Genomic DNA, 11554 nt, shown 5'->3' with positions numbered 1-11554 from the left:
GGACAAGCATGTTCAAGCGCAGCACCTGGATTCTTTTGGGTTTGGCGGTGGCTGCTCTGCTGGGGTATTTCCTCTTCGATAACTTCCAGCAACTGCGGCAGCAGCAGCAGGCGGAGCGGGCGCGGCTCTTTCACTTTGCCCCCGACACCATTGCCCGCATTGAGCTCCGCCAAGAGGGGGAACCGGAGGAGATCCTTTTGGAGCGCGCCCCTCAAGAGGGATCCCGTTGGCGCATTATCCGTCCCATCCAGTCGGCGGCGCTGGACTTCCCGGTGGAGCAACTTCTTAACACCTTCTCCCGCCTCACGCCTCAAATCACGCTGGAAGGGGCCACCGACCTGGCCGCTTTTGGTCTTGATCAGCCGCGCCACCAGATCGCCCTCTTCCCCCAAGAAGGGGATCCCTACCGCCTGGACATCGGCAACGACAACTTCGACAGTTCCGGCTTCTACGCCCGGCCAGCAGGGGGAGAGGTGGTGCTCTTGGCCAGCGCCCAGAAGGGATCCCTGCTGCCTTCCCTTTTGGCTTTGCGGGACAAAACTCTGCTGCGCTTCGAGACGGCGGCAGTGAAGTCTCTGCAGGTGCAGTTGGCTGAGGCCGATCCAGAGGTTGTTCGTTTGCAGCGGCAAGAAGATACTTGGCAGATCGTCGAGCCCAGGGCGCTGCCTGCTGATGACCTCAACGTCGACCGTCTGCTCAATACGTTGTCTCGCCTGCAGGCGGTGGAGTTCCCGGCTGAAACCAAGGCGGAGCTGGCTCCTTATGGTCTGGAGAAGCCTTCTGCTCAGCTAACCGTTGAGCTCAAGGACGGCAAAACCCTGAGGGTGGCCTTGGGATCGGAAAAAGATGGTCAAGTCTATGTCATCACCTCGGAGCACCCGGCGGTGGCCGCCCTGCTCACCAGCACCGCCGACATTCTCCGCTCCGACTTCGAGGAGCTGCGGGATCACCGCCTTGCCCGCCTCAACCCCAACCAGGTGGGCCAAGTCATCCTGGAGTCTCAAGGGGAGCAGCTCACCCTCAACCCTCTGCCGCAGGAGAAGGGATCCCTGGAGCTGCGCTGGGACAATCCAGAGCGACCGGGCCAGCCTGTAAACCTCAGCTCTCTCTTCTCCAGCCTCAACGCCGCCCGCGCCAAGGAGTTCGTGCCGGAGACGGATCCCGACGCCCAAAAAGCCCTGGCCGAGCCGGATCTGAAGCTGACCTTTGAGCCCAAAACCGAGGACGGTCGGGATCCCTTGACGTTGAGCTTGACGTCTGCCGGTCTGCGCGCCTACGTACGAAGCAGCTATCAGCCGGACATTGCCGTCATCGACCTCAGCACCTTCAACAGCGTGGAAACCGAAGTGAATCGCTTGCTGGAGAGTGGGGCAGAATCCTCTGCGGGCTCCTAGGAAGGCGGTGGCCGGCGGGCCTTATCTCAGCCGGCAGAGGCGGTGGTTGTCTCTTCTTTGGCTGGCGCTGCTTTTTTGAGAGACTCGCCCTGGATCGTCAACACCGAGCAGGGGGCGCGGTGGAGCACGTAGTTGCTGACGCTGCCCAAAAACAGCTCGCTCAGGCCAGAATGGCCGCGGCGGCCTACCACAATCAAGTCCGCCGGCCAAGAGCGGGCCAGATCGCAGATGACCCGACCGGGGTTGCCGTAGTTGAGGCTGTACTCGGCGCGAACTCCCTGCTCAGCGGCTTTCTCCACCAGCGAGCGCAGATAGTCGATCTGGTTTTGCTCGAAGATGGCGCACTGCTCTCGATAAGACTGCCACAGCTCGGCGCTGATGGTGGAGCTGTAATCTACACCTAGGATCATCGGCGGCTCCGGCGCACCGGGCTCTTCCTGAGACAAAACATGGAGGAGCATCATCTCGGCCTGCATGGCCTTGGCCAGTTGGACGGCCTTTTGAAACACTCCCTGGCTCAGCTCCGACCGATCCACCGCCACCAAAATCCTGCTGAACATACCAACTTCCTCCAAATGGCCAACAGATGGGCAAAAGACAAGGCTTGACTTCGGTTTCGACTCCAAGTTCCTCTTTTCTTTACCTCCATCTATCTGTGTTGTAGAAGATCTGGGCGAGAAAACCGCGGGCATCTCGGATGACTCGTCGGATTGGCAATGAAAGTTCAGAGATCTTGACATAGGTCAGAACGCATCGTCCTGAACCGCCCACTCCAGAACCGCCTGCAGCGCCTCGGCTTGCTCCTGCCAGACTTGGTCGAGGGGAGTGCCCCGCAGGAGTTCCAGCGTCAGGGTGGGGATCCGCCGTTCCTGCCCTGCCCAGGTGCCCAAAGAGCCGGGGGTGGGATAGCCAATGTCGTCGGTTACCGGCAGGCCATTGTGAGCAGCCATCACCTGGGCCAGCTCAAGGGCAGGGCCGTTGTAGTTCACGCAGGGATTGCTTTGGCAGGAGTGGGCAGAGAGGATAAACTGAGGCCGAATCTGGGCCAAACTCGCCAACAACGCCTGTGTCTCGGGCTCGGAGCCTGGGGCTGGCCCCGGCGGATAGCGAGCTTCCAAAGAGGCCGGGATCCAATCTTGCGTGGGCAGATTGCGGTTGAGATCCACGCCGTTGGCGTTGAGCCGTTGCCCCAGGGCACAGCCATCCGGGTTCAGGCGTGGGATCGCCCAAAGCGCTGCCCTGCCCTCCAAGGATCTCCATTTCCCAGAGGCCACATAGCGCTCGATCAGGGCATAGCCTTCTACCTCATCCCCGTGTACTCCCCCGACCAGCAGCAAGGAGCGGATCCCCTGGGTGAGCCGGCAAAGGTAAATGGGGCGCCCCTGCAGCGAGTAGCCGATAACTTGCGGGGATCCGGCGCCAAGTTCCGCAAACATGGGGGATCCCAGCAAAGCTGGCACTGCTAGAACGGGATATCGTCCGGCTCCGGTGGGGAAGCCCCCTCTCCTTCCGAGGAGTCCACCGTTGCAAACTCACCCATCCCCGTCAGAGAGAGAACCTGGGCGGATCCCAGTTGGTGGACGCGACGCGCGGTGATCTCGGCCAGCTTTTCCTTACGCCCATCCCGCTCCACCACATTCATATGCAGTTGGCCCTCCACCGTGACCTGATCCCCCACGTGGCAAGTGTCCACCACCCTTTTGGCCAGTTCCCCAAAAGAAGAAACGCGCACCCGATAGGGTGGCTCATCCGGGCGCAGGCTGGGAAAGCCGATCACCAAGGACGTAACAGCCAAGTTATCGGGAGTGTAGCGTAGCTCCGGCTCGGACAGAACCTCGCCCATCAATACAATCGAGTTCATGACAGGGCCATTCAGGGGTCGAAGGGCAGATCCCAGCATTTCCATCATGCCCGCAGATGGGGATCCCGTCAAACCTAGCCGACGCGGAGGGTCATGTAGCGCAGCACGCTCTCGTTGATGCGCAGATTTTTCTCCCAGGCGGCCACCGCGCTCGGTTCAGCCGCATAGTTGAATTGGATGTACAGGCCCTCCTTGAACTTTTTCATCTCAAAGCCGGCAAAGCGGCGCTTGCCCCTATTGGTAATCTCCACCTGGGTCACCCCGTTCTCTCGCAGGAGCGCCTCCTGGCTGCTGAGCAGTTGTTCGAGGGGTTCATCCGACACATCGGGACGCACAATCAGCATCGTTTCGTAAGCGCGGGGCATGGAAGCGAGGTCTCCTTGACAATCCAGTTGTAGAGATGCAGTAAACTATCCTAACCTCTCCTTCTCACCGCCGAAAAGGCCGTGGCCCAACCCCCACATCCCCTGGTTGCAGCAGCAAGGGGATCCGTTGTTCGATACAATGAGGGTTGCTTCATTGGCCGCCGGTTGGCCTGGCCAAGACACGCTGAATCGAGAGTTGGGATTCCAAGCATGAGCGCAGACGAAGTTTACAGCCGTGTTCGCAAGATCGTGTCCGATCAACTGGGCGTAGAGGACGACAAAGTGACTCCGGAAGCCAATTTCCAGAACGACCTGGGAGCCGACAGCCTCGACACGGTGGAGCTGGTCATGGCTTTTGAAGAGGAGTTCGACCTAGAGATCCCCGATGAAGATGCGGAAGGGATTGCTACGGTGCAAGATGCTGTTAACTACATTCTCTCGAAGAAAGCTGCCTAACCTGCCCCCATACCTCTGGGCTGATACCAGACGATGGCTACCCTGGATCCCGCCACTGCTCTCAGGCCGACCCGCCGCGTTGTGATTACGGGGCTGGGCGCCGTTACCCCCATCGGCAACTCCCCTGCCGAATTTTGGCAGAGCTTGCTGGCAGGGCGCTCCGGCATTGGTCCGATCACCCATTTCGATGCCTCCCGCCACGAGTGCCGTATTGCCGGGGAGGTGAAGGGATTTGATCCCCTCGACTATTTGGAGCGCAAGGATGCCAAGCGTACCGACCGCTTTGTCCATCTGGCCTTGGCCGCCACCCAACAGGCGCTGGAGGACGCCCAGTTTCGCATCACCGATCTCAACGCCGAGCAGGTGGGAGTGATTTTGGGTACCGGCATCGGCGGCATCCGGGTTTTGGAGGAGCAGCAGACTATCTACTTGCACAAGGGGCCGGATCGCTGCAGCCCGTTCATGGTACCGATGATGATTGCCAACATGGCCGCGGGACACGTGGCCATTCACTTTGGCGCCAAAGGCCCCAATTCCTGTACGGTTACGGCCTGTGCTTCCGGCTCCAATGCCATTGGCGATGCCTTTCGGCTTATCCAAAGGGGAGAAGTGCAGGTGGCGATTACGGGCGGCACGGAAGCAGCGGTCACCCCTTTGTCGATGGCGGGATTTAGCGCCATGAAGGCCCTTTCCACCCGCAACGACGTCCCCGAACAAGCCTGCCGGCCCTTTGACCGGGATCGGGATGGTTTTGTCATGGGAGAGGGGGCCGGGATCCTGTTGCTGGAAGAATTGGAGCACGCCCGCGCCCGCGGTGCCAAGATCTACGCCGAGATAGTGGGCTACGGTCTCACGTGCGATGCCCATCACATGACCAACCCCGCCCCCGGCGGCGAGGGGGCAGCCCGGGCGATGCGGTTGGCCCTCAAGGACGCCGGGATCCAACCTCAACAAGTTCAATACATCAACGCCCACGCCACCAGCACCCCTGTGGGGGATATCGCTGAAGTCCAGGCCATCCAGTCGGTCTTCGGGGAGCATGCCCCCCGCTTGGCCATCAGCGCCACCAAATCCATGACCGGCCACCTGTTGGGGGGAGCAGGTGGCATTGCCACAGTAGCCACAGCTCTGGCCATCCACCACGGCTGGGTTCCCCCCACCCTCAACTTGGACAACCCCGATCCAGAGTGCGCGGGGCTGGATTTTGTGCCCCACAAGGGGCGGCCGATGGCCATCGAGTCTGCTTTGGTCAATGCCTTCGGATTTGGCGGGCACAACGTCACTCTAGCCTTGCGCCGCTACTCTCCCGATTGAAGAGCTCGGTCTATGTCTTCTCCCGAAAGTGTGTCGCCGTCGGTTCGTCAGCAGGCCTTGGCCGCTTTGACGGCAGAGCTGGCGCAGCAAGGCCACCCGCCCGAATATGCTCAGCACATGGCGGCGGCGGTTATTTTTCAAGCCGATTTGGATCTCTGTGCAGCCCAACTGGCGCGGGTGCTCAGTTGGCTGAAGCAAAGCCATCCTGAGCTTTATCCAGAGGCGGTGCAATTGGTGGACACTACCCGCGAGGAGTTTGAGCGTCGCGTTCAAAACGGATAGACAAGCCGCAAACGCTGCAGCGCCGCCATGGGGGAGTAGGTCAACGAGTTTTGATGGAGTGGAGATCCGGCAGCCGAGCTGCGGTTGTGGGCAGAAGGTGATGGGGCCTGTATGGCGCTGCAAGGGGTGATCCTGAACTGGAGTGGGGTGGTGGCCGATGACGAGGGTCTGCACCTGCAGGCCATCAACCAACTGCTGGTGGAAGAGAACCTGCGCCCCTGGACTGTTGTTGCTACGCAACGCTGGCCCCAGTCGGGATCCCAGCGGGAGCTTTACCGGCTGCACTACCTGGGCCGACCGGATCGCGAGCGACTGCCGGCTTTGTGGGGAGAGCAGGGGCGGGTGCTCAACCCCAAACAACTGGAAGAGCTGCTAAAACGCAAGGCCCTGTACTACCAACAAGCTTTAGAGGGGCACACGGAATGGTCTCTCATTCCCGGCTTGGCGGAAACCCTGGAGACACTGGAGCGGCTGCAACTGAAGGTCGGCCTGCTGTGTGGCCAATCGACAGCCGAGCTCAGTGCTTTTCTGGAGCGTTTCCAGTCGCGTTGCCCGGCCCTGACTCGGCTGGCCGGCTCCTACCGCGTGACAGGGGATGAGGCCCCAGGGCAGCGCCACCGTTTGCTTTTGCAGCGGATGGAGCTGTCTGCTCAGGCGTGTTTGAGCATTGAGGCCACCTATCCCGGCATCCAGTCAGCCCGTTCGGCAGGGATCCCGGTGCTGGCTTTGGCCACCTTCTTTCCTCTGCACCTGTTGCAGCGGCGGGCCAATTGGGCGGCAGATGGCTATCACCAGGTGGAGTGGGATCGCATCCGGAACTGGTTTGCCGGCAGGCAAGACCGTCCTTCAACCCCGGCTGGCGGGGCCAGTTCCTGCAAAAGCTCTCAGGGATCCCCCGCAGGCAAGATCAGCATGCCATCCCCAAAGGAATAAAAGCGATATCCCTGGTCGATGGCCTCTTGGTAGAGATCCAGCAGCCTTTGCCGCCCGATCAGCGCAGCCACCAGCATCATCAGGCTGGAGCGGGGCAGATGAAAATTGGTGATCAGGCCCTGAACCACCCGCCAGGAGTAGCCGGGGTAGATGAACAGATCGCTCTTCCCCTGCCAGGGCTGCAGAGCGCCAGAGGCTGCTGCCGTTTCCAAAGAGCGCACCACGGTGGTTCCCACCGCGATGATCCGCCCCCCTCGGGCCTGGGTTTCTTGGATGGCGGCCACCGTCTCTGCCGACACCTTGAGCCACTCGCTGTGCAAGCGATGCTCGGTCACCCGCTCCGCTTCTACCGGGCGGAAGGTACCCAGGCCGATGTTCAGGGTGATGTAGGCGATTTGGATCCCTTTCTGGGCCAACCTCTGCAGCAGCTCCTGGGTAAAATGTAGACCTGCTGTGGGGGCGGCCACCGAGCCGGGATGTTTGGCCCAGAGGGTTTGGTAATCTCCTGGGCGAACCTGGGCTGAGCCCGCAGCTCTGATGTAAGGAGGAAGCGGGATCCGGCCCACCTGCTCCAGGATTGCCTCAAAAGGCCGCGCCCCCTCCCACTCAAACTGCACAACTCGCCCGCCGGTCTCAGGATCCAAAGCCAAAACGGTGGCCCTCAGCCCAGCGGGGGATCCTTCCTTGCTCCAAAAACGAATCCGATCCCCCACCTTGACCCGTTTGCCCGGCCTGACCAAAACCCGCCACCCCACCCGGTCAGGCAGAGGCTGCGCAACGGTCGGGATCCCTTCCAACTGAGGCTCCAGCAGCAACACTTCGACCCGCGCCCCGGAGGGCTCCTTAGCCCCGAACAGGCGGGCCGGGATCACCTTGGTATCGTTGAGAACCAGCAGATCCCCCTGCCGCAGGTAATCGGGCAGGTCGCAGAAGCGGCGATGCTCGTGCCGATCCGGGTACACCACCAGCATTCGCGCCTGATCCCTGGGCTCCGCCGGCGTTTGCGCGATCCGGTCGGGAGGAAGGGTGTAATCGTAGGCAGCGGTGAGCAGATCCGGATCAGGCTTTCTGTCGCCGGCGCCAAGCGGCAGCTCGACCTTGTTGGGGGAAGCGGACGCAGAAAAGTCGGGCATGGAGATGGATCGAAAACGAGATCCAACAGGATTGGGGATCACCAACCGGAAGCCTCCACCCTTTAGGAGAAGGGAGGCGTGTGAACGACTCCCGACACTCATCTTCGTTGAGTAAACGCAACTTAGATAGAGTATGGGCTTCACGCTTCACAGACTTGTTTGTACAGAGGTCTCAGCGTGCGGCCACCGTGCGACCCACGGCGGGAACCTCTCCAGAGATTTAACTTGTTCTCCTCAAGTGTAGGACGAACGGCTTTCATCCCGACACTGATTGGCTCTTGAGTCAACACAATTCACCAATACAGTGCGGGGCTTCCCGCCGATTAAGCTAAACCTTGGCCACCACCACCTGCTGGGGCTGATCCTGATACTTGCCGGCGCGGTCGGCGTAGGTCACCTGGCAGGGATCCCCCTCCAGAAACAGAAGCTGTACCACCCCTTCGTTGGCGTACACACGGCAGTCGGCGCTGGAGGCATTGGAAAACTCCAGGGTGAGATAGCCCCGCCACCCTGCTTCAGCCGGCGTCAGGTTGGCAATTAGGCCCACCCTAGCATAGGAAGATTTGCCAATGCAGATCACGGTGATGTTATCCGGGACTTGCAGCCGCTCCAAAGACACGCCCAACCCGTAGGAATGGGCCGGGATGATAAAGTAATCCCCCATCTCGTCGTGGTGCAGCTCCACCGCTTCCAGGTTCTTGGGGTTAAACCGCTTGGGATCCACCACCGTACCGGGCACATGGCGAAAGATCTTGAACTCCACCGGCGACAGGCGGATGTCGTAGCCATAAGAGGACAGGCCATAACTCAAAACAGGTCGAGACTCAACGGCCCTCACCAGCTCAGGACAGAACGGCTCGATCATCCCTTGCCGCGCTTGCTCGCAGATCCAGCGGTCGTTTTTCAGCATGGCTGCAGCAGGCTCCCTGGAAAGCTAGGGGACTTGAGGAGGATCGGGAGGACAAGCAACGTTCGCATCAGCGGCACGGATCCCTGCACGTAGGCGCAATTGCGTGATCAAGTCGGCCCGCTCCAGAAGGGAGTCCGGCATCTCCGGCCCGGTGATCACCATGTCCATCCAGGCCGGACGCTGATCGATCAAATCCAGCACCTGCGCCTCCGGGATCAGGCCCAACTTCACGGCCAAGCTCAGCTCATCCAACACCACCAAGTCGTAGCGGCCACTCCTGACGGCCTCCTGAGTAAATTGCCACAGCTCATCCAGAGCCACCCGCTCCTCGGGCTCCAGATGAGGCGTATCGATGCAGCGGTGCAGACGACAACGAACCCACTCTAAGGATCGCCCCAGGGAGAGGCGATTTTCCGGCCCCTGGTTGATCCCGCCCTTGAGAAATTGCACGATCAACACCCGCGTCCCCTGGCCGGCCAGCCGCAGCGCCTGAGCCATGACGGGTGTAAACATGCCCCGGCTGGGGTGGGTGTAGAGCTGCAGGGATCCCTGGGGGATCAACTGGGTGGAGAAGGCTCCATCCCTCTGCAGGAAACGGTCGTGAGCGGCAGGCTGCTTGACCCGGGCCGCAGGAACAGCATCCTTGGGGGAGGGCATAGGATTCGGAGAGGCAGTGCAAACCACGGCTTGATCTCGTAAGTGGGTTAAGGAACTAGACCCTAGGTTCACAGGGCCTACAAGTGGTGGAGAGCGTCGGCTATGGATTCCATGAAACACCACCTGTGCGTATCCGTCAACGAGTTGGTTCTGCTTCTGGCCGGCATACAAATCCTCTCAAATAGAGTGACAGAAAACACAATCCTTGCCCATCTTAGCTTTTTGGCACAAGAGGCAGGAGCCCAAAAGAAAAGCTTTTGAACAAAATCTTAATTAACGTTCAAGTCCAAACAAAAATCTGAGTGTAGAGGTATTTTACTTAAGCACAAAAGTATCTTATAAAAATGCAAGCAAGGAATCAATGTTTTCCGAATGAGATGAGCTCTTGCAAACAGGAATACCGATATCGGCGGCCTGGCCACCAGATGGCGGCGAAGCTCTGCTCATCTCAAAAGCCTTGCCCAGCGGGGGATCTATTCGGCTAGGAGCCGGAGAGCCCCCCATGTTGTCTCGACTTCACTTTGGAAAAAGTGTGACTGCAAGTCCAAAAACTTAAACTTAATTTCTGACTTCGAAAGCGACGAAATGCAAATCCATTAATTGCCTTCATCAAAAACAACTTATCAACGATATTTTTTGAGAAGGGACGCAAAGAATTATGTAACCTCTATATCCTGGAACTATTTTTCGCCAAGTTATCTCTTCAATTATTTTTCTGGTCGATCTCAAGGCTAATTTTTGTTCTCAGTTTAATCTCTATTTCTATCACGAGAAATAAGCATTGGACATTCAGTTTGGATCCCACGTAAGGCTAACCTATACAAGCTCTAGAGCCTTGGGTTCTGAGATTGGCGGGATCCCGTTGTGCAACTGGAGCCAAGTCTTTTCTCTGGCGTGAATAGCCCGAACGACCGTGGAGATGGGCACCGCTGTTTTCGGTAACAAGAACCCTTACCCTCTATGTCAGAAAGTATGTCAACGACTTGAACTGGGGAAAAACCCTAGGCCGTTGTGAACTCGGGGTGTGCGTTGTTCTGGGTGTCGGTGTTGCAAATTGACGGTTTCTCCCCCCAGCACCAAGGTGGAAGCATTGCCCCCATCCAAGTTCAGGGCATGGCGACAGCCCAATTGCTGCATCAACTGCGCCATCTCCAGCAGGGTGAGCCCTTGGTTTTCCTGGGCATTGCCGGCGGTCACCCACAGCAAATGTCCGTTGTCCAGTTGACCGACGGCACTGCGGGCAGCCCGTTGGCGGCGGAAAAGGGGTTGAAATCCCTCTAATTGGGCATCCAGAACCACTTGGCCGTCCAAGAGCAAGAGCGGCCCTGCCCCTAGCATGTGGGGGTAGGCGGCCAGCTCTGGCGGATCCACAGTCCAGCTCAACTTGAGGCGATCCCCCGCGATCAGTTTGCCGGCTTCCAGGGCACCTTCCAGACCCCGCGCTGCCAATACGTAGCCGTTGGGAGGGATCGGCACCGTCAAACTACCGGCCAGGCCTGCCGGCAGAATGTCTTGCACCTGATCCTGCCGCACCATCAGGAGCATTTCACCATCCGTTTGGGTGGTGTAGGTGGATCCCCAATCAGGGGTGTACTGGGCAACCCCGGGCAGGATGTAGCCACTGTTGATGCCCACCACCGGGATCCGATCCCCAAGGTCGTTGCGCAGCTCTGCCTGCATCTGCAAACGGGCAAAGCGCACGGATTGCCCTGCCGTCCCATCCGACCAAGCGATGACCCCACGGCCTAAGATGGGGCTGGAGATCCAGCGGCCATCCCGACGAATGGCTCCCAGCGGCTGGCGGGTGTTGCGATTGAAAAAACCGCCGTTGATGGCCGCCACGGCTCCCTGTTCAGGGCCAAAGGAAGACAGCTCCCCCAGACCCACCAAACTGGCAGGATTGGCCCAGATGGGGCGCAGTTGGCCCGCTGTAAGGGAAATGACCACGATGGCAACCGGGATCCGATCGTCCCCAATCCAGACTTCCTCTTGGTACAAAGGGATCCCTTGCACCACCCGCACAGGCTGCCGGTCGAGGAGCGTCTGGGCAGGGGCAACCGGGCTGTTGAGCAGGAGGAGAGTCGCTCCCACAGCGGCCAAGGTTTTAGGCAAAGCAACCCTCTTCACCAGCCCCTCTCGTTGCTGCTCTAGCCTCTTGGAGCTAAGTCGCTTCAAACAAGATTAAGACACTTTGCCACTCACCTGAGCGCTCCAGGCTGCTATAGGCGACCACCCCCGGCCCCTCTCCC

General features: G+C 59.6%; 13 protein-coding genes. 5 read left to right on the top strand and 8 right to left on the bottom strand.

Annotated elements, in window-relative coordinates:
- The first annotated feature begins 8 nt into the window (after positions 1 to 8).
- On the top strand, positions 9 to 1394 hold the full coding sequence (locus NW844_RS04540) for a DUF4340 domain-containing protein (protein WP_414333872.1): 1386 nt from the start codon (positions 9 to 11) through the stop codon (positions 1392 to 1394).
- Between the two features lie 26 nt (positions 1395 to 1420).
- Here the strand turns inward: NW844_RS04540 and NW844_RS04535 are convergent, their stop codons facing one another.
- The 4 genes from NW844_RS04535 to rpsF form a co-directional block, all read right to left on the bottom strand.
- Positions 1421 to 1954, bottom strand: a complete 534-nt coding sequence (locus tag NW844_RS04535; protein WP_414333870.1) for a universal stress protein — start codon at positions 1952 to 1954, stop codon at positions 1421 to 1423.
- A gap of 183 nt (positions 1955 to 2137) precedes the next feature.
- Positions 2138 to 2830, bottom strand: coding sequence for a M14 family zinc carboxypeptidase (locus tag NW844_RS04530; protein WP_414333868.1), 693 nt, complete (start codon positions 2828 to 2830; stop codon positions 2138 to 2140).
- 26 nt (positions 2831 to 2856) lie between these two features.
- A complete protein-coding gene (locus NW844_RS04525; RefSeq protein ID WP_414333866.1) occupies positions 2857 to 3303 on the bottom strand; it encodes a single-stranded DNA-binding protein in 447 nt (148 codons plus the stop codon).
- Between the two features lie 26 nt (positions 3304 to 3329).
- Entirely contained in the window at positions 3330 to 3620 is a 291-nt protein-coding gene (gene rpsF, locus NW844_RS04520) for a 30S ribosomal protein S6 (protein ID WP_414333865.1), read from the bottom strand.
- Between the two features lie 210 nt (positions 3621 to 3830).
- Between rpsF and NW844_RS04515 the strand changes: the two genes are divergently transcribed.
- The 4 genes from NW844_RS04515 to NW844_RS04500 all read left to right on the top strand — a co-directional run bounded on the left by NW844_RS04515 (position 3831) and on the right by NW844_RS04500 (position 6605).
- Positions 3831 to 4076 carry an acyl carrier protein gene (locus NW844_RS04515; RefSeq protein WP_041436540.1) on the top strand — a complete coding sequence of 82 codons (246 nt, stop codon included), beginning with the start codon at positions 3831 to 3833 and terminating at the stop codon, positions 4074 to 4076.
- 33 nt (positions 4077 to 4109) lie between these two features.
- Complete coding sequence (fabF, locus tag NW844_RS04510; RefSeq protein ID WP_414333863.1) at positions 4110 to 5390, top strand: beta-ketoacyl-ACP synthase II; 1281 nt, start codon at positions 4110 to 4112, stop codon at positions 5388 to 5390.
- A gap of 12 nt (positions 5391 to 5402) precedes the next feature.
- Complete coding sequence (locus tag NW844_RS04505; protein ID WP_414333861.1) at positions 5403 to 5672, top strand: hypothetical protein; 270 nt, start codon at positions 5403 to 5405, stop codon at positions 5670 to 5672.
- Positions 5673 to 5783: 111 nt separating this feature from the next.
- Positions 5784 to 6605, top strand: a complete 822-nt coding sequence (locus NW844_RS04500; RefSeq protein ID WP_414333860.1) for an HAD family hydrolase — start codon at positions 5784 to 5786, stop codon at positions 6603 to 6605.
- Here the strand turns inward: NW844_RS04500 and queA are convergent.
- The 4 genes from queA to NW844_RS04480 form a co-directional block, all read right to left on the bottom strand.
- Entirely contained in the window at positions 6557 to 7738 is a 1182-nt protein-coding gene (gene queA / locus NW844_RS04495) for a tRNA preQ1(34) S-adenosylmethionine ribosyltransferase-isomerase QueA (RefSeq protein ID WP_414333858.1), read from the bottom strand. The two genes, NW844_RS04500 and queA, sit on opposite strands and share 49 nt — an antisense overlap.
- Before the next feature lie 328 nt (positions 7739 to 8066).
- Positions 8067 to 8648, bottom strand: coding sequence for a dCTP deaminase (gene dcd / locus NW844_RS04490; RefSeq protein ID WP_414333857.1), 582 nt, complete (start codon positions 8646 to 8648; stop codon positions 8067 to 8069).
- 24 nt (positions 8649 to 8672) lie between these two features.
- Positions 8673 to 9305: a cob(I)yrinic acid a,c-diamide adenosyltransferase gene (locus NW844_RS04485; RefSeq protein WP_414333855.1), complete on the bottom strand. Its 633-nt coding sequence runs from the start codon at positions 9303 to 9305 to the stop codon at positions 8673 to 8675.
- A 975-nt stretch (positions 9306 to 10280) separates the two neighbouring features.
- On the bottom strand, positions 10281 to 11417 hold the full coding sequence (locus NW844_RS04480; protein WP_414333853.1) for a phosphodiester glycosidase family protein: 1137 nt from the start codon (positions 11415 to 11417) through the stop codon (positions 10281 to 10283).
- Positions 11418 to 11554: the final 137 nt, after the last annotated feature.

The sequence above is a fragment of the Synechococcus sp. H55.2 genome (assembly GCF_047462495.1).
Lineage (GTDB): Bacteria > Cyanobacteriota > Cyanobacteriia > Thermostichales > Thermostichaceae > Thermostichus.
The sequence above is the reverse complement of the archived record's forward strand: the minus strand, read 5'-3'. Positions and strand labels throughout refer to the sequence as shown.

Bases quoted from the DNA above. Each gene is read 5' to 3' on its own strand.
- NW844_RS04535 (WP_414333870.1), bottom strand. From the start codon at position 1,954: ATGTTCAGCAGGATTTTGGTGGCGGTGGATCGGTCGGAGCTGAGCCAG.
- NW844_RS04530 (WP_414333868.1), bottom strand. From the start codon at position 2,830: ATGTTTGCGGAACTTGGCGCCGGATCCCCGCAAGTTATCGGCTACTCG.
- NW844_RS04525 (WP_414333866.1), bottom strand. From the start codon at position 3,303: ATGATGGAAATGCTGGGATCTGCCCTTCGACCCCTGAATGGCCCTGTC.
- NW844_RS04540 (WP_414333872.1), top strand. From the start codon at position 9: ATGTTCAAGCGCAGCACCTGGATTCTTTTGGGTTTGGCGGTGGCTGCT.
- NW844_RS04505 (WP_414333861.1), top strand. From the start codon at position 5,403: ATGTCTTCTCCCGAAAGTGTGTCGCCGTCGGTTCGTCAGCAGGCCTTG.
- rpsF (WP_414333865.1), bottom strand. From the start codon at position 3,620: ATGCCCCGCGCTTACGAAACGATGCTGATTGTGCGTCCCGATGTGTCG.
- queA (WP_414333858.1), bottom strand. From the start codon at position 7,738: ATGCCCGACTTTTCTGCGTCCGCTTCCCCCAACAAGGTCGAGCTGCCG.
- fabF (WP_414333863.1), top strand. From the start codon at position 4,110: ATGGCTACCCTGGATCCCGCCACTGCTCTCAGGCCGACCCGCCGCGTT.
- dcd (WP_414333857.1), bottom strand. From the start codon at position 8,648: ATGCTGAAAAACGACCGCTGGATCTGCGAGCAAGCGCGGCAAGGGATG.
- NW844_RS04500 (WP_414333860.1), top strand. From the start codon at position 5,784: ATGGCGCTGCAAGGGGTGATCCTGAACTGGAGTGGGGTGGTGGCCGAT.
- NW844_RS04485 (WP_414333855.1), bottom strand. From the start codon at position 9,305: ATGCCCTCCCCCAAGGATGCTGTTCCTGCGGCCCGGGTCAAGCAGCCT.
- NW844_RS04515 (WP_041436540.1), top strand. From the start codon at position 3,831: ATGAGCGCAGACGAAGTTTACAGCCGTGTTCGCAAGATCGTGTCCGAT.